Origin of the sequence: Cellulomonas pasadenensis (assembly GCF_047229365.1) — a bacterium.
Taxonomy (GTDB): Bacteria; Actinomycetota; Actinomycetes; order Actinomycetales; family Cellulomonadaceae; genus Cellulomonas.
Map to the genome: position 1 here is coordinate 1 of NZ_JBFTEP010000081.1, position 16,720 is coordinate 16,720.

The 16,720-nt window shown below is 75.8% G+C and carries 18 protein-coding genes; 3 read left to right on the forward strand and 15 right to left on the reverse strand.

All coding sequences use genetic code 11. The features are described from left to right. From AB6N23_RS12085 to AB6N23_RS12095, 3 genes are all read right to left on the reverse strand, one after another. Positions 1–805: LysR family transcriptional regulator substrate-binding protein (locus tag AB6N23_RS12085; RefSeq protein WP_412866303.1), on the reverse strand; the 805-nt coding region annotated here is incomplete at its 3' end. Next, positions 802–1,533, reverse strand: a complete 732-nt coding sequence (gene trmB / locus AB6N23_RS12090; protein ID WP_378206412.1) for a tRNA (guanosine(46)-N7)-methyltransferase TrmB — start codon at positions 1,531–1,533, stop codon at positions 802–804. The genes AB6N23_RS12085 and trmB, both read right to left, overlap by 4 nt. 58 nt (positions 1,534–1,591) lie before the next feature. Next, positions 1,592–2,383: a VOC family protein gene (locus AB6N23_RS12095; protein WP_412866304.1), complete on the reverse strand. Its 792-nt coding sequence runs from the start codon at positions 2,381–2,383 to the stop codon at positions 1,592–1,594. Positions 2,384–2,540: 157 nt separating this feature from the next. On the opposite strand from AB6N23_RS12095, the gene AB6N23_RS12100 reads away from it, so the two are divergent. Then, positions 2,541–3,659 carry a cation diffusion facilitator family transporter gene (locus AB6N23_RS12100; protein ID WP_412866305.1) on the forward strand — a complete coding sequence of 373 codons (1,119 nt, stop codon included), beginning with the start codon at positions 2,541–2,543 and terminating at the stop codon, positions 3,657–3,659. A gap of 6 nt (positions 3,660–3,665) precedes the next feature. Here the strand turns inward: AB6N23_RS12100 and AB6N23_RS12105 are convergent, their stop codons facing one another. From AB6N23_RS12105 to AB6N23_RS12115, 3 genes are all read right to left on the reverse strand, one after another. After that, a complete protein-coding gene (locus AB6N23_RS12105) occupies positions 3,666–4,676 on the reverse strand; it encodes an alpha/beta hydrolase (RefSeq protein WP_412866306.1) in 1,011 nt (336 codons plus the stop codon). Positions 4,677–4,927: 251 nt separating this feature from the next. Beyond that, a complete protein-coding gene (locus AB6N23_RS12110) occupies positions 4,928–5,584 on the reverse strand; it encodes a histidine phosphatase family protein (RefSeq protein WP_412866307.1) in 657 nt (218 codons plus the stop codon). Positions 5,585–5,706: 122 nt separating this feature from the next. Further along, the gene (locus tag AB6N23_RS12115) at positions 5,707–6,300 is read right to left on the reverse strand and encodes a glyoxalase superfamily protein (protein WP_412866308.1); all 594 of its coding nucleotides are present in this window, start codon (positions 6,298–6,300) and stop codon (positions 5,707–5,709) included. Between the two features lie 284 nt (positions 6,301–6,584). On the opposite strand from AB6N23_RS12115, the gene clpB reads away from it, so the two are divergent. After that, entirely contained in the window at positions 6,585–9,170 is a 2,586-nt protein-coding gene (clpB, locus tag AB6N23_RS12120; protein WP_412866309.1) for an ATP-dependent chaperone ClpB, read from the forward strand. Positions 9,171–9,449: 279 nt separating this feature from the next. After that, a complete protein-coding gene (locus AB6N23_RS12125; RefSeq protein WP_412866310.1) occupies positions 9,450–10,166 on the forward strand; it encodes a DedA family protein in 717 nt (238 codons plus the stop codon). A 47-nt stretch (positions 10,167–10,213) separates the two neighbouring features. Here the strand turns inward: AB6N23_RS12125 and AB6N23_RS12130 are convergent, their stop codons facing one another. The 9 genes from AB6N23_RS12130 to AB6N23_RS12170 form a co-directional block, all read right to left on the reverse strand. After that, positions 10,214–10,786, reverse strand: coding sequence for a hypothetical protein (locus AB6N23_RS12130; RefSeq protein ID WP_412866311.1), 573 nt, complete (start codon positions 10,784–10,786; stop codon positions 10,214–10,216). Positions 10,787–10,791: 5 nt separating this feature from the next. After that, on the reverse strand, positions 10,792–11,583 hold the full coding sequence (locus tag AB6N23_RS12135) for an exodeoxyribonuclease III (RefSeq protein WP_412866312.1): 792 nt from the start codon (positions 11,581–11,583) through the stop codon (positions 10,792–10,794). Positions 11,584–11,677: 94 nt separating this feature from the next. Continuing rightward, entirely contained in the window at positions 11,678–12,511 is an 834-nt protein-coding gene (locus tag AB6N23_RS12140; protein ID WP_412866313.1) for an SDR family oxidoreductase, read from the reverse strand. After that, entirely contained in the window at positions 12,508–12,765 is a 258-nt protein-coding gene (locus AB6N23_RS12145; RefSeq protein WP_412866314.1) for a hypothetical protein, read from the reverse strand. The genes AB6N23_RS12140 and AB6N23_RS12145 overlap by 4 nt, the downstream gene beginning before the upstream one ends. Positions 12,766–12,867: 102 nt before the next feature. After that, positions 12,868–13,050, reverse strand: a complete 183-nt coding sequence (locus tag AB6N23_RS12150) for an Rv0909 family putative TA system antitoxin (RefSeq protein WP_412866315.1) — start codon at positions 13,048–13,050, stop codon at positions 12,868–12,870. Positions 13,051–13,187: 137 nt separating this feature from the next. Continuing rightward, positions 13,188–13,529, reverse strand: coding sequence for a type II toxin-antitoxin system TacA family antitoxin (locus tag AB6N23_RS12155; protein ID WP_412866316.1), 342 nt, complete (start codon positions 13,527–13,529; stop codon positions 13,188–13,190). A gap of 401 nt (positions 13,530–13,930) precedes the next feature. Then, entirely contained in the window at positions 13,931–14,116 is a 186-nt protein-coding gene (locus AB6N23_RS12160) for a hypothetical protein (protein ID WP_412866317.1), read from the reverse strand. 121 nt (positions 14,117–14,237) lie between these two features. Continuing rightward, complete coding sequence (gene glpK, locus AB6N23_RS12165; RefSeq protein ID WP_412866318.1) at positions 14,238–15,758, reverse strand: glycerol kinase GlpK; 1,521 nt, start codon at positions 15,756–15,758, stop codon at positions 14,238–14,240. Between the two features lie 47 nt (positions 15,759–15,805). Then, entirely contained in the window at positions 15,806–16,531 is a 726-nt protein-coding gene (locus AB6N23_RS12170) for an MIP/aquaporin family protein (RefSeq protein ID WP_412866319.1), read from the reverse strand. Positions 16,532–16,720: the final 189 nt, after the last annotated feature.

Here is a 16,720-nt window from a genome sequence, read left to right on the forward strand (position 1 = left end):
GAATAGGCTCGACCGCCTCGACGCCCGCCGGCGCGGCGGGGTCCTCCCGCACCGGCAGCGCGAGCGCGAGGGGCCCCCCCCCGGGCGCCGGCGCCTGAAGGTCCAGGACGCTCCACCGCTCCCGCGCCGCCGCCTCGCCCCGCGAGCTCCCGGCCGTCCGCCCGCGGACGATCCCCACCAGCTCCTGGACCAGCGCGTGCTCGGCGTCCCGGTGCCAGACGAGCGCCACGGGTGACCCGGGCACGTCGGCGACGTCCCGCACGGCGAACCGCTTGTCGCCGTGCTCGCGCGCGAGCGCGTGCGGGAGCACCACGACGCCGGCGCCCGACGCCACGAGGTCGAGCGCGGTCGGGGTGTCGGGGACCTCCGTGACGTCGTCGGCGCCCACGGCGGCCTCGACGCCGAGCACGTCGTCGCCCGGCACGAGCAAGGTCTCCTCGCGCAGGTCGGCCAGGTCGACGGTGTCGACGACGGTGAACAGGTGCTCGCGCGGCACGACGACGACCGCGCGGTCCTCCCACAGCGGCACGACGGCCCAGCCGTCGCGCGTGCGCGGCGCGGGGCCGGGCAGCCCCGGCACGCCCCGGCCCGGCACCCCCTGACCCGGCACGGCCGCCGCGCCCCCGTCCGGACCCGACTGCGGCGGCAGGCGCAGCACCGCGGCGTCGACCCGGCCCTCGAGCACCGCGGCGGCCGCGTCGGCGGGTGTGCCGCGCACGACGTCGAGCGGCTCGTCGGGCAGCCGCTCGGCCCACACGCGGGCCCACCGGTCCGGGGTCACGCCCGGCACGAGCAGGAGCCTCACCGGGTCCGCCGCACGATCAGGTCGGTGACGTCGTGGCCGAGGTCGAGCCCGCGCTGCTCGAACCGCGTGACGGGCCGGTGCGCGGGCCGCGGGACGACGCCGCCCGCGAGGTCCGGCTCGGCGGCGAGCACGTCGGCGGCCTGCGCGGCGTACTCCGCCCAGTCGGTGGCGACGTGGAACGTGCCGCCCACGCGCAGGCGGTCCCGCACGAGCGCGACGTGCTCCGGCTGCACGAGCCGCCGCTTGTGGTGCCGGGCCTTGGGCCACGGGTCGGGGAAGAACGCGTGCACCGCGTCGAGGGACCCGGGGGCGACCGACGCGCGCAGCAGCCGCAGCGCGTCGCCGTGCGCGACCCGCACGTTCGTCAGGCCCGCGCGCTCGACGAGCACGAGGAGCGCCGCGACGCCCGGCAGGTGCGCCTCGACCGCGAGCCAGTCGCGGTCGGGGTCGGCGGCGGCCATCGCGGCGGTGGCGTCGCCCATGCCGGACCCGATCTCGACGACCAGCGGCGCGGTGCGCCCGAACAGGGCGGCGGTGTCGAGCAGCCCGTCGGGCGTGCGCGGCGGCGCGGCGCGCTCGTCGTCGACGGAGAAGCCCCACCGCGGGAAGAGCCGGTCGAGCGCGTCGACCCGGTCCCGGCCCAGCGCCGCGCGGCGCGGGTGGAAGGTGCGCAGCGGCTCGTGGGGCCGCGACGCGCGGTGCGTGAACACGTCCTCGGCCGGGGGCATCGCACCAGGCTACGGGGCGGTGCGGGGCCCGACCGTCGGGCGTCGCGCCGGCCGCGCGTCAGGCCGGGACGTCCGCCGGGGCCTGCTCGAGCAGCGCGACGACCTCGCGCGCCGGGCCCTGCGCGAGCACCAGACGGCCGTACGGCGTGTCCTCGGGGCCGCTGACCACGCTGCCGCCGACGCGCGGCACCAGGCGCGCCGCCTCGTCGGCGTCCTCGACCGCGACGTACCAGGTCCACGCCGCGGGGACGTCCGCGCCGACGCCCGCGCCGTACGCGCCGACGCCGACCGCCGGTGACCCGCCCACGGCGAGCGACGTGTACGTGAAGTCGGGGGCGCTCATGTCGGTCGGCTCGTACCCGAAGAGCTCGGTGTAGAACCGGCGGGACGCGTCGGGGTGCTGCGACATCTGCTCCGCCCACACGAACGCGCCGGGCACGTCGGTGACGTCCCAGCCGGTGTGCGTGCCGGACTGCCACAGCCCGAAGACGGCGCCCGCGGGGTCCGCGAGGACGGCGATGTCGCCGAGGCCCAGCACGGTCATCGGCCCGGCCAGCAGCTGCGCGCCGGCGGCGACGGCGTGGCCCGTGCCGAGCGTGACGTCGTCGACGGCCAGGTACAGGCACCACGCGGCGGGGTCGTCGGCGTGGCCGTCGGACGCCGGGAGGAGGCCCGCGACGCGGTGCCCGTCGACGGACGCCGTGACGTACCCGCCCGTCTCGGGCCGGCCCTCGGTGAACTCCCACCCGAGCAGGCCGCCGTAGAAGCGCTGCGCCGCGTCGAGGTCCGGCACCGTGATGTCGGCCCACGCCGGAACGCCCGCCGGCCAGGGGCTGTCGTTCACCGTCATCGGTCCGCCGTCCTCTCGTCCGCACCCGGTGGTCCGCCGCCGGGCGGGGCACAGCCAACCATCTCGGACGCTCGTCCGCATCACGCGTCCCCAGGTCACGACGTCCCCGCGGGCCGCCCGCCGCGCGCACGGCGCACCGCGGTGCTACGCCAGAGCCATGACCCGACCGCCCGAGCCGCACGGTGCCACGGCGGCGACGCCGCCTCCCGGGCATCCGGCGACGCCGCCCTCCGGGCCCCCGGCGACGCCGCCCTCCGCGCACCCGTCGCCGCCGCTCGCCGCCACGGACGCGGCCGCCCCACCCGACGCGTGGGACGGCCTCGCCGGCGACGACGACGCCGGCGGCGGCGAGTCCCTGCTCACCGTGGTCCTGGCGCTGGTCGCCAACGTGCTCATCGCCGTCGCGAAGTCCGTCGCCGCCGTCGTCACCGGCGCCGCGTCGATGCTCGCCGAGGCCGCGCACTCGTGGGCCGACGCGGGCAACGAGGTGCTGCTGCTGATCGCGCACCGCCGCGGCGAGCGCGCCGCCGACACGACGCACCCGCTCGGGCACGGTCGCGAGGTCTACGTGTGGGCGATGTTCGCGGCGATCGGGCTGTTCGGCGTCGGCGCGGGCGTGTCGGTGACGCACGGGATCCAGGAGCTCGTGCACCCGGAGCCGGCGGGGTCGTTCACGGTCGCGTACGTGGTGCTCGGCATCGCGTTCGTGCTCGAGGGGGTGTCGTTCGCGCAGGCGTGGCGGCAGTCGCGCGCGGACGCGCGTCGGCGTCACCGCGGGCTGCTCGCGCAGGTGCTGCGGACGTCCGACCCGACGGTGCGCGCCGTCTTCTTCGAGGACGCCGCCGCGCTCGTCGGCATCCTCATCGCCGCCGGGGGCATCGCGGCGCACCAGGTCACCGGGTCGCCGGTGCCCGACGCGGTCGGGTCGATCCTGGTGGGTGTCCTGCTGGGCGTCGTCGCCGTCGTCCTCATCGTGCGCAACCTGCGGTTCATCGTCGGCGAGGCCGTCGACCCGGCGCTGCGGGACGCGGCCCTGCGGCGCCTGCTCGACATGCCGGAGGTGGTGCGCGTGACGAGCCTGCGCATCGAGTTCGTCGGCGCGCGGCGCGTGTTCCTGGTCGGTGCGGTGGACCTCGCGGGCAACCCCGCGGAGGACGACGCGGCGCACGTGCTCGCGCGGGTCGAGCGGCGCACGCGCGCGATCCCGGGGGTGGTGGGCGCGGTGCTGTCGCTGTCGGAGCCGCAGGAGCCGTCGCTGGTGCCGGCGGACGGCTGACGCGAGCTACGCGTCCGCGTCCTGCTCGGGCCGCGTGCCGACGCGGGTGTCGAGGAACCGGCGGACCTCCGCGAGGTAGCGCACGCGGGCGGGTGCGGGCGACAGCGCGAGGTCGTGCGCCCCGCCGGGCACCTGCACGAACGTCACGTCCGGCCCGAGCAGCGGCGCACGGGCCGCGATCTGCGCGGGGTCGAGCACCGAGTCGGTGCTGAGCAGGGCCTCGTGCCAGCGGTCGTCGGGGCCGGCGGCGTCGGACGCGAGGACGAGCACGGGGCAGTCGACGGCCAGGCCCCGTGCCACGCGCGCGTGCCCCCGCCGGACCGTCCGCGCGAACCCGGCGCGCACGTCGAAGGCGTGCGGCTTCCACGCCAGGTCGTAGTCCCACTCGCCGCCGCTCGCCGCGTGCAGCGCCTCGCCGTAGTGGCGTGCCGTCCGCGACACGACGAGGCGCGGCGCCACCCGGCCGGCGACGTCGATCGCCTGCGTCAGCACGGTGCGCTCGAACGCGTTCCCGCGCAGCTCGAGCCACGGGGAGTTGAGGACCAGCGCGTCGACGAGCCCGCGACCGCGGCGGGCGTCCGCCCACAGCGCCGCCGTGAGCCCGCCGGTGGAGTGCGCCATCACGACGACCCGGTCGTGCGACGCGCGCAGCAGGCGCACCGCCGTGTCGATCTCCTCGTCGTACGTGGCCAGGTCGGTGATCTCGTTCGCCGGCCGGCCGGGACGGATCGAGCGGCCGTAGTCGCGCAGGTCGAGGGCCCACAGGTCGTACCCGGCGTCGGCGAGGGCGTCGGCGACGTGCGGGTGGAAGAAGTAGTCGACGAACCCGTGCAGGTAGAGCACCGCCGTGCGCGGCCGCGGCCGGTCGGCGTCGGGGCGCCGGTGGACGAGCGTCGCGACCGGGCCGGGTGCGCCGCGGCGGGACAGCGCGTCCGGGCGCAACGGCAGCGTGCGGGCGACCCACCCGGGCCCCAGCACGTCGTCGGTCTCGGGCGGCCCCACGGTGTCGTCGGTCACGCGCCGATGCTGCCACCCGGCGCCGACACCGAGCACCCGACCCGCCACGGACCCGCCCTGCCCGCCACGGACCGGCCACCGCCCCGCCACCCCACGCCGACCCGGCCGTCGTGCAGCACGCGACCGCGGATCTGCTGCACGACGGCCGGGTCGCTGCGCCCGTCGGCGTTCCGGCCGGGCCGACCCGGCCGTTGCGCAGCACCCGGGTGCCGGGTCGCTGCACGACGGCCGGGTCGCGCCCGGCGGGGGGCTCAGGCGACCGACGGGACCGGGGTCGGCTGCGTCATCGGGCGGGCCGCGACGTGGCCCTGGCCGGCGACGTCGAGCGCGAGCTGCGTGATCCGCGCCGTGCCGTCCGGCGCCACCTCGACCGTGGACACGGACGCGTTGGGCAGCGGCACCAGCCCGACCGGGTCGATCGTGGCGAGGTACGCGCCGAGGGCGAGGCCGTGCCCGACGACGAGCACGTGCCCCTCCGGGTGCTCCGCGGCGATCCGCGCGAACACCGCGCGCGTGCGGCCCATGAAGTCCGCCGCGTGCTCGCCGCCGGGCAGGCCGGGGTGCGTCCCGGCGAGCACGTCCGTGACGAGGTCGGTCCACGCGACGACGCCGTCGAGCGTCGACTCGGGCTTCTGCTCGTAGATGCCGAAGTGGTACTCGCGCAGGTCGGGGTCGGTGCGCAGGCGCACCTCGGGGTGGGGCCGCAGCAGCTCGACGGCCGTCGTGACGGCGCGCCCGGACGGGGACGCCCACGCGGCGGTGAACGGCATGCCCGCGAGGTGGCGTGCGGTCGTGCGCACGCCCTCGCGGCCGGGGCGGGTCAGCGGGGAGTCGCAGCGGCCCTGCAGGATGCGCCGCGCGTTGAAGTGGGTGCGCCCGTGCCGGACGAGCGTCAGCGTGAGGGTCATCGGTGCCCTTCCTCTCCTGGTGTCACGGCGACGCTAGGAGGGGCCCGTGACGTCCGGACGACGCCGGCGCGACGGCAGGGTGACGCGTGGACGTCGGTGGCGCCGGACGCGCCGGCGCGGGGTCACGCCGGCGTGCAGAACCGCAGCCGGTTGCCGAACGGGTCGAGGACCTCGGTGGTCGGGCCGCCCGGCGCGTCGACGTCGACGCCGGGCCGCTGCCGTCCGCCCGTCCGCTCCCGCACGCGCGCGGCGAGGGCGGCGACGTCGCCGACGGGCACCCACAGGACGGCGCCGTACGCACCGTCGCCGGGGTGCTCCGACAGGTGCAGGCGCAGGTCGTCGAGGCTCACCTGCGCGTAGACGGGCAGGCCCGGCTCGAACCGGTGCTCCCAGTCGACCCGGCAGCCGAGGACGTCGAGGTAGAAGCCGTACGCGGTGGCGGCGTCGAGCACGCGGACGACCGGCACGGCGGCGCCCACGGCGGCCCGCGCCCGGGGCGACGCCGCCCCGCCGGCCGGGGAGCTGTCGGTGGAGCCTCCGCCGACACCGGGCACCGCCGCGGCGAGCGCGTTCCAGTCGCGCAGCCCGAGCGCGTGGGCGACGAGCTCGAGCGCGCGCGAGTGCGTGACGGCGTGGCCGTCGGCGGCGAGGTCGGCGCGCAGTGCGCGGGCCATGGCCTTGGCCTGCGCGGGCGTGGAGAGCGGGTGCGTGGTCACGGTGCCTCCGGGACGACGGGACCCGTGACCGGTGCTCGCGTTGCCGGTGCCGTCCCGTCGCTCGTCGACGCGCCGTGGCGGTGCTCCTCGCGGCACGTTCACCGTCCCCGGGGGGTGCGAGCGGCGGGCCGTGCCCGGCCCGGTCCCAGGGTAGACCGCCCGGCGCGCGGCGCCCAGACCGCAGGACGGACCAGACTTGAGCGGAATAGACTCAAGTCTGCGGTCCGTTGAGGACGTCAGGAGAACAGGAACGACGTGCGGGAGGTCCCGCACAGGGAGGTCACGTGGACGCGAAGTTCACCACGCGGTCGCAGGAGGCTCTCGGCGACGCGATCCAGCAGGCGAGCGCGGCCGGCAACCCGCAGCTGGAGCCGGCGCACGTCCTCAACGCGCTGCTGCAGCAGGACGGCGGCGTCGCCAATGGGCTGCTCGACGCCGTCGGCGCCGACCGGCAGGCGCTCGGCCGCGCCGTGCGCGGCATCCTCGTCAACCTGCCGTCGTCGAGCGGCTCGACGGTCGCGCAGCCCAGCGCGTCGCGGCAGACCGCGAGCGCGCTCGAGGCGGCGAACGCGGAGGCGCGCAGCCTCGGCGACGACTACGTCTCGACCGAGCACCTGCTCATCGGCCTCGCGGCCGGGCAGTCCGGCGTCGCCGACGCGCTGCGCGCGGCCGGGGCGTCGCGGGACACGCTCGTCGCGGCCCTGCCGTCCGTGCGGGGCAGCGCCCGCGTCACCACGCCGAACCCGGAGGGCACGTACAAGGCCCTCGAGCAGTACGGCGTCGACCTGACGCAGCGCGCCCGCGACGGCAGGCTCGACCCGGTCATCGGCCGGGACGCCGAGATCCGCCGCGTCGTGCAGGTGCTGAGCCGGCGCACCAAGAACAACCCCGTCCTCATCGGCGAGCCCGGCGTCGGCAAGACCGCCGTCGTCGAGGGCCTCGCGCAGCGCATCGTCGCGGGCGACGTCCCCGAGTCCCTGCGCGGCAAGACGCTCGTCTCGCTGGACCTCGCGTCGATGGTCGCGGGCGCCAAGTACCGCGGTGAGTTCGAGGAGCGCCTCAAGGCCGTGCTCGCCGAGATCACGGCGTCCGAGGGGCAGGTCGTCACGTTCATCGACGAGCTGCACACGGTCGTCGGCGCGGGCGCCGGCGGCGAGGGCGCCATGGACGCGGGCAACATGCTCAAGCCCATGCTGGCCCGCGGCGAGCTGCGGCTGGTCGGTGCGACGACGCTCGACGAGTACCGCGAGCGCATCGAGAAGGACCCGGCGCTCGAGCGGCGCTTCCAGCAGGTGTTCGTCGGCGAGCCGTCCGTCGAGGACACCGTCGCGATCCTGCGCGGGCTGCGCGAGCGGTACGCGGCGCACCACCGTGTCGAGATCTCGGACGGCGCGATCGTCGCCGCCGCGACCCTCTCCGACCGGTACATCACCGGCCGCCAGCTGCCCGACAAGGCGATCGACCTGATCGACGAGGCCGCCTCGCGCCTGCGCATGGAGCTCGACTCGTCGCCCGTCGAGATCGACGAGCTGCAGCGCGCCGTCACGCGCCTGGAGATGGAGGAGCAGTTCCTCGCCACGGCCGACGACCCCGCGTCGCAGGACCGCCTCGCGCGCCTGCGCGCCGACCTCGCGGACCGCCGCGAAGAGCTCGCGTCGCTCAACGCCCGGTGGGAGAAGGAGAAGGGCGGCCGCAACCGCGTCGGCGACCTGCGCGTGCGGCTCGACCAGCTGCGTGCCGACGCCGACCGCGCCCAGCGCGAGGGCGACCTCGCGACGGCCGGCCGCCTGCTCTACGGCGAGATCCCGGCCGTCGAGAAGGAGATCGCCGCCGCGGAGGCGTCCGAGGCGGAGCCGACGACCGAGGCACCGATGATCGCCGAGAAGGTCGGCCCGGACGAGGTCGCGGAGGTCGTCGCCGCGTGGACCGGCATCCCCGCCGGCCGCCTGCTCGAGGGCGAGACGCAGAAGCTGCTGCGCATGGAGGACGTGCTCGGCGAGCGGCTCGTCGGGCAGCAGAAGGCCGTCGCGGCGGTGTCCGACGCGGTGCGCCGGGCCCGCGCCGGCGTCTCGGACCCCGACCGCCCGACCGGCTCGTTCCTGTTCCTCGGGCCCACCGGCGTCGGCAAGACGGAGCTGGCGAAGGCGCTCGCGGACTTCCTGTTCGACGACGAGCGCGCCATGGTCCGCATCGACATGAGCGAGTACGGCGAGAAGCACTCCGTGGCGCGGCTCGTCGGCGCGCCCCCGGGGTACGTCGGCTACGAGGAGGGCGGTCAGCTCACCGAGGCCGTGCGGCGGCGGCCGTACTCGGTCGTGCTGCTCGACGAGGTCGAGAAGGCGCACTCCGAGGTGTTCGACGTGCTGCTCCAGGTGCTCGACGACGGGCGCCTCACCGACGGCCAGGGCCGCACGGTGGACTTCCGCAACGTCATCCTCGTGCTCACGTCGAACCTGGGCTCGCAGTTCCTCGTCGACCCGACGCTGGACGACACGGCCCGGCGCGACGCCGTCATGAGCGCCGTGCGGGCCGCGTTCAAGCCGGAGTTCCTCAACCGGCTCGACGACGTCGTCCTGTTCGACGCGCTCACGCTCCAGCAGATCGGGTCGATCGTCGACCTGCAGGTCGACCTGCTGGGCCGCCGCCTGGCGGACCGGCGCCTCACGCTCGACGTCACGCCCGGCGCCCGGGAGTGGCTCGCGCTCGAGGGGTACGACCCCGCGTACGGCGCGCGCCCGCTGCGCCGGCTCGTGCAGAAGGAGATCGGCGACCGCCTCGCGCGGGCGCTGCTCGCCGGCGAGGTGCGCGACGGCGACACCGTGCACGTCGACCTCGCCGACGGCGGCCTCACGGTGCAGGCGACGCGCTGACGTCCTGACGACGCACCGACGGGCCCGGTCCCTGCGCGGACCGGGTCCGCCGGTCGTCGTCACGGCGCACCCGTCGTCCGTGCTGCGCCTGCGCGAGCGCGCCGAGCGGGAGGCGGCCACCGCGGCGATCGTCGCCGACCTGCGGGTCGCGGTGCGCGCCGCCGCCGGGTGACCGCACCGGGCGACCCTGCCGCCACCCCGCGTCCGGGGGCCGGCCACCGCACAGACCCGGGGGAGGACCACCGGGCGTCACCCGGGGCCGCGTGACACCATCGAGCCGTGCCTCTCCTGACCGCCCTCGCCGCCGCCCCGACGACCGCACCGGCCGCCCCGGCGCTCGCCGCGGCCGGCGGCACGGAGCTCACCGGCCTGGCCGGGTGGGTCGTGAGCGTCATCGAGTCCCTCGGCCCCGTCGGCGTGGGGCTGCTCGTCGCGCTGGAGAACCTGTTCCCGCCGATCCCGTCCGAGGTGATCCTGCCCGTCGCGGGGTACGTCGCGTCGCAGGGCGACATGTCGCTGGGCTGGGCGGTCGCGGCCGCGACGATCGGCGCCGTCGTCGGCGCGTGGCTGCTGTACGGCCTCGGGTACGCCGTGGGCCGCGACCGCATCCGGCGCTGGATGCAGAAGATCCCGCTCATGGAGGCGTCCGACCTCGACACGGCCGAGGGCTGGTTCGAGCGGCACGGCGGCACGGCGGTGCTCGTCGGCCGGTGCGTGCCGGTCGTCCGGAGCCTGATCTCGATCCCGGCGGGCGTCGAGCGCATGCCGTTCTGGAAGTTCACGCTGTTCACGCTCGCCGGCTCGCTCGTGTGGAACGGCGGGCTCGTGCTCGCCGGCTACCTGCTCGGCGCGCAGTGGGAGGACGTCGGCCGGTACAGCGACGTCCTCAACTACGCCGTGTACGCGGTGATCGTGCTCGTCGTCGCCAAGTTCGTGTGGGACCGCACGGGCGCGCGCGGCGAGCGGCGCCGGCACGCCGGCGAGGGCGCCGTCTGATGCTCGCGGCGCCCTGACGCTCGCGGCGCCGGCTGGTCCGGCCCGCGTCAGCCCTCGACCGGGACGCTCGACGACGAGCCCGTGACGGGCTCGGGCGGCACCGCGAGGCACAGGCCGGAGCGGTCGCCGTCGTCCCAGCCCTCGCGCGTCGGGGCCCACGTGACGACCTCGACGCCGGCCTGCGCCTCCTCGTCGGTGAGCACGCAGGACCGGGCGACGCGCGCGTGCGCGGCGTCCTGACCGGGCCACACGGCGTCCGGCGCGAACGCGTACTCGCCGATCACCTGCGCGGCGTGCTCCTGCGCGCAGGGCACGACGCGCACGCGGTCCACGGCGCCGTCCGCCGGCAGCCCCGCCAGGCAGGAGCCGGTGACGAGCTGCACGGCGTAGGCGTCGACGGGCTCGGTGACGTCCGGCGGCAGCGGCCGCGTCCGGCCCTCCTCGACGAACCGGCCGACGACCAGCGACGCACCCGTCACCGCCGCGACGGTCACGACGACGCCGACGACGAGCCGGACGCGGCCGCGCCGCCGCGGCCCGGTGTCCCAGCCCGCGGCGTAGTGCGTCGGCGGGTTCGGGTCCTCGACGGGGCGGTCGTCGCCCGGGACGTCGGCGCTCACCGGCGTCAGTCCGCGATCTCGAGCACCACGGGCACGTGGTCGGACGGCTGCTTGCCCTTGCGCTGGTCGCGCACGAACGTCACGTCGGTGACGCGCGCGGCGAGCGCCGGCGTCGCGAACGCGTGGTCGATGCGCATGCCCTCGTTCCGCGGGAACCGCAGCTGCTGGTAGTCCCAGTACGTGTACGTGTGCTCGCCGGGCCGGTGCGTGCGGGAGACCTCGGTCCAGCCCGCCTCCGCGAACGCGCGGAACGCGTCGCGCTCGGCCGGGGTCACGTGCGTGCGGCCGGCGAACCGCTCGATGTCCCACACGTCCGTGTCGAGCGGCGCGATGTTCCAGTCGCCCATGAGCGTCGCCTGCAGCCCGGGGTCGTCGGCCAGCCACTTCTCGGCGGCGTCGCGCAGGGCGGCGAGCCACTCGAGCTTGTAGGCGTAGTGGGGGTCGCCGATCTCGCGCCCGTTCGGCACGTACAGGCTCCAGACGCGCACGCCGCCGCACGTCGCGCCGAGGGCGCGGGCCTCCGCGACGGCCGGGTCGCCCCACGTCGGCTGCCCGGGGAACCCGACCTCGACGTCCGCGACGCCGACGCGCGACACGATCGCCACGCCGTTCCACTGCGAGTACCCGTGCGTGACGGCCTCGTAGCCGAGGGCCTCGAACGGCTCCCGGGGGAACGCCTCGTCCTTGACCTTCGTCTCCTGCAGCGCGAGCACGTCGACGTCCGCGCTCTCGAGCCAGGCCACCGCCCGCTCGCAGCGCGCCCGGATCGAGTTGATGTTCCACGTCGCCACCCGCACGGGACGGAACGCTACCGGCGGCCGCCGACACCTCCGCACCCCGGCGAGGGGCGCGGGCCGTCGACGGCCGCCGGTCGGCGCCGCGGCGCTGCCCTCAGGGGCGGCGCCAGTCGTCGGACTGCAGGTGCGAGCCGGCCATCGGGCCCATCCGGAGCATGCCGCCGTCCACGGGCCACGACGCGCCGGTGACGTACGCCGCCTCGGGCCCGCAGAGGAACCGGACGACGGCCGCGATCTCGCGTGCGTCGCCGGGCCGGGCGAGGGGGATGCCGGCGCGGTGCTTGCCCTCGAGCGGCGTCTCGTCCTCCTGCCCGGTCATGGGCGTCGCGATCTCGCCGGGCGCGACCGCGTTGACGGTGATGCCGTGCTCCGCGAGCTCGAGCGCCGCCACCTGCACGAGCAGGCCGAGCCCGCCCTTGGCGGCGCAGTACGGGCCCGCACCGACGCGCGGCGCGTGCTCGTGCACGCTCGTGATCGCGACGACGCGGCCGCCGGTGCCCTGCTCGACCATGCGGCGCGCGGCGGCCTGGAGGCACACGAACGCGCCGTCGAGGTCGACGGAGATCACGTGCCGCCACTCCTCGAACGCCATGTCGAGCAGCAGCGTCGAGGAGCCGGTCCCCGCGTTCAGCACGGCGGCGTCGATGCCGCCCATCGCCGTGATCGCCTCGTCGACGACCGGTGCGGCCGCCTGCGGGTCGCTCAGGTCGAGGTGCACGACGTGCGCCTGCGCACCGAGCGCCTCCACCTCGGCGGCCGTCGCGCGCGCCCCGGCCTCGTCCTCGTGCCACGTGACGGTGACGTGCTCCGCGCCCTCGGCGAGCGCCACCGCGGTGGCCTTGCCGATGCCGGAGTCCGAGCCGGTGACGAGCACGCGCCGCGGCCGGGTCCCCTCGGTGGCGTCCGGCCGTGCGGCGTCGCTGCTCACCGGTCGTCGCCCTGCCCGTCGTGCCTGACGAGCGGGTCGCCGTCCAGGTCGCCCCCGGACGACGGCTCGACGGGGTCGCCCGTCCGGTCGAACGTCGGGTCGTCGCCGCGCGGGCCCTGCGGGTTCGGGGTGGGGGAGTCCTCGTCGAGCGCGGCGGCGAGGCCGTCGTCGGAGGACGTCGGCGCCTCCTGGGTGTCCGCCACCTCGGTGGGCTCCTGCTCGGTGGCGCCCGTGCCCGTCACGTCCCTGCTCATGCCGCTCCTCTCGCCGGTCGGGCCGGGCTGCTGCGCCCGGCCCGACCGCGGGTCAGTGGGGGTGGTCGGTGGCCCGACGCGTGGTCGGTGCCCGGCGGTCGGTCAGTGGTCGCCGATCTTCTTGTCCGCGGCCGACTGCGCCTTGTCGATCTGGTCGTCGTGCGTGCCGCCGGTCGCCGACGACGCGGCGTCGGAGCCCTTCTCGAGCGCGGCGTCGCTCGCCTGCTCGCCCTTCTCGCCCCCCATCGCGTCGGAGGCCTTGCCCTTGAGGTCGTCGATACCCATGCGTGCTCTCCCTCGTCGCTCGGTCGTGCGGACGGTCGCACCGGGCGTGCCCGGCGCCGCCTCCATGCTGCGTCGGCGCCCGCGGCCCCGCACCCGCACCCCGCCATCCGGCCGTCCCGCGCCGGAGCCGGTCAGGCTCAGGGGGCGTCGCGCCCGTGGTCGTCCGGGGCATCCAGCCCGGCGAGCCCGGCGGGGTCCTGCTGGGCGGCGAGCATCAGCGCCGCGAGGTCGGGGTCGTCGGGCAGGCGCGGGTCGCGGACGTACCGCAGCGGGTCCGCCGCGATCGCGGCCATCCGCATCCGCAGCTCCTGGTCCGCACGCACGACGTCCCGCGCGCGCTCGAGCGCGTGCCCCAGCACGAACGACGTCAGGTCCTGCTCCTGCACCGCCGCGGCACGGCGCAGCAGCGCGAGCCCGTCCTCGGTGAGCCGCATGTGCAGCCGCGCGGTGCGCAGCGGGATGACCTCGCCCCAGACCATGCCCCGCACCGTACGAGCCCGCGCGCCCGCCCGTCCGGCGCCCTCCACACGCCCGCCCCGAGCCGACCACAGATCCTCGTCTGCCGCTCCGCAGCGCGCTCCCCAGGCCGACCACGCCGTCGCGGGCGCTCGGCACGTTCGCGCGGCGTCGCCCCCCGGGGCGGGCTTGCCACTCCTCGGCGAGTCGCGTGACGTGCGCCGGCTGGCGTGTCGGCGGCCGAGCGGATGTCTTCTGGCGGCCGTACGCACACCGTGCGCACGGTGTGCGTACGCCCGCGAGAAGAAGCCCTCCTGTGCGCCGACACACGTCTGCGACACGCCGCCGGAGCCAGCATCGACGAGGTGCCGGTTGCGTGGTGGGTGTGTCGCGGCGCGGGGAGACGGATGGGGAGCGATGCGGCTCAGCGGCCGGGTTCGCGCGGCTCCTCGGTCGCGCGCCGGCGGACGGCGAACGCCACGGACATGACGACCGACGCGGCCACCAGGGCGAGGAGGCCGAGCCACCTGTGGCCCGATCCCGTCAGCGCGAAGCCGACGACGAAGAGGCAGAACGAGGCGAGCGCGACGGGTGTCGACGGACGGCGCACGTCGTCCCTCCCGAGATCGATCCGGTCGGTGCGGTCGAGGCCGAGCGTGTCACACGGCGAGGGCCGGGCGCCTCCCCGCGCCCGGCCCTCGGTCCTGCTGCTCGTGCGTCGACGCACGCCGTCAGCGCACGTCGTCGTCCACCCAGTCGAACGTCCGCGTGACGGCCTTCTTCCACAGGCGGTACTGGCGGTCGCGCTCCTCGGGGTCCATGGACGGCTCCCAGCGCTTGTCCTCGGCCCAGTTGTCGACGACGTCCTGCTCGCCCGACCAGAAGCCGACGGCGATGCCCGCGGCGTAGGCCGCGCCGAGCGCGGTGGTCTCCGCGACCTTGGGCCGGATCACCGGCACGCCGAGGATGTCGGCCTGGAACTGCATGAGCTTGTCGTTGGCGACCATGCCGCCGTCGACCTTGAGCTCGGTCAGGTCGACGCCCGAGTCCGCGTTCATGGCGTCCAGCACCTCACGCGTCTGGAACGCCGTCGCCTCGAGCGCGGCCCGCGCGATGTGGCCCTTGTTGACGTACCGGGTCAGGCCGACGAGCGCGCCGCGGGCGTCGGACCGCCAGTACGGCGCGAACAGCCCCGAGAACGCCGGCACGAAGTACGCGCCGCCGTTGTCCTCCACCGTGCTCGCGAGCTGCTCGATCTCCGGCGCGGACGAGATGAGGCCGAGGTTGTCGCGCAGCCACTGCACGAGCGAGCCGGTCACCGCGATCGAGCCCTCCAGCGCGTACACGGCGTCCTGGTCGCCGATCTTGTACGCCACCGTCGTCAGCAGGCCGTTCTTGCTCGGCACCGGCTCCGTGCCCGTGTTGATGAGCATGAAGTTGCCCGTGCCGTAGGTGTTCTTCGCGTTGCCGACCTCGAAGCAGGCCTGCCCGAACGTCGCCGCCTGCTGGTCGCCGAGGATGCCCGCGATCGGCACGCCCGGCACCATGCCGCCGCGGCGGCCCTCGCCGTAGACCTCCGACGACGAGCGGATCTCGGGGAGCATCGACATCGGGATGCCCATCTCCGCGGCGATCTCCTCGTTCCACGTGAGCGAGTCGACGTTCATGAGCATCGTGCGGGACGCGTTCGTCACGTCGGTGACGTGGATGCCGCCGTCCGTGCCGCCCGTCATGTTCCACAGCACCCACGCGTCGGTGTTGCCGAACGCGAGCCTCCCCGCCTCCGCCTTCTCGCGCGCGCCCTCGACGTTGTCGAGGATCCAGCGCACCTTCGGGCCGGAGAAGTACGTGGCCAGCGGCAGGCCCACGCGGTCCTTGTACCGCTCGGCGCCCCCGCCGAGGGCGGCGAGCTCGTCGCAGATCTTCTGCGTGCGGGTGTCCTGCCAGACGATCGCGTTGTACACCGGCTCGCCGGTCTCGCGGTCCCACACGACCGCGGTCTCCCGCTGGTTGGTGATGCCGACGGCCGCGATGTCGCGGTACGTCAGGTTGGCGCGGGTCAGCGCGAGGGCGACGACCTCGCGGGTGTTCGTCCAGATCTCCGTGGCGTCGTGCTCGACCCAGCCCGCCCTCGGGAAGATCTGCTCGTGCTCCTTCTGGCCGCTCGCGACGATCTGGCCGGAGTGGTCGAAGACGATCGCGCGGGTGCTCGTCGTGCCCTGGTCGATCGCGATGACGTACTGCTCGGACATGCGTGTCCCTCCTGGGTGCGGCTCTGCGGGATGTCGGTGGGCGGGCGTCAGCCGATGTAGGCGCCGGCGACGAGGCCGGCGATCAGGCCGCCGACGAGGGGGCCGAGGAACGGCACCCACGAGTAGGCCCAGTCGCTGCTGCCCTTGCCACGGATCGGCAGCAGCGCGTGGGCGATGCGGGGGCCGAGGTCACGGGCCGGGTTGATGGCGTAGCCCGTGGGCCCGCCGAGGCTCGCGCCGATGCCGACGACGAGCATCGCGACGGCCAGCGGGCCGAGCTCGGACGGCGTGTTGCCGAACGCCAGGATGATGAAGACGAGCACGAACGTCGCGATGACCTCGGTGGCGAAGTTCCAGCCGTACGAGCGCAGCTCGGGGCCGGTCGAGAAGACGCCCAGCTTCACCGCCGGGTCCGCGTCCTGGTCGAAGTGCTTCTTGTACGCGACGAACGCGAGCGTCGCGCCGATGACGGCGCCGAGCATCTGCGCGACCACGTAGAGGAACCCGTTGACGAACGTGACGTCGACGCCGGGCGCGAACTCGTCCGCACCGCTCGCGACCAGGCCGATCGTGACGGCCGGGTTGAGGTGCGCCCCCGACTTGAAGGCGGCGAACACGCCCGCGAACACCGCGAGGCCCCACCCGAAGTTGATCAGGAGCCACCCGCCGCCGAAGCCCTTGGTCCTCGGCAGGATCACGTTGGCGACCACACCGGCACCGAGCAGGAGCAGGATCGCGGTCCCGAGGACCTCCGACACGAACGCCTGGCCCATCGTGTACTCGACTGTCTCCACTGGCAGACCTCTCTCTGACGACGTTGTCACGTGCGGGTCCGTCCCCGACGGCCCGGGTGGTGCGGCTGTGGTGCTGGTGGTGCGTGGTGCTGGTGGTGCGGTGGAGCTGCGGCGCGCGCGCCGCGGTGGAGCCCGCGGTCGCCGGCGGCACGGGCCGGGGCCCGCGCC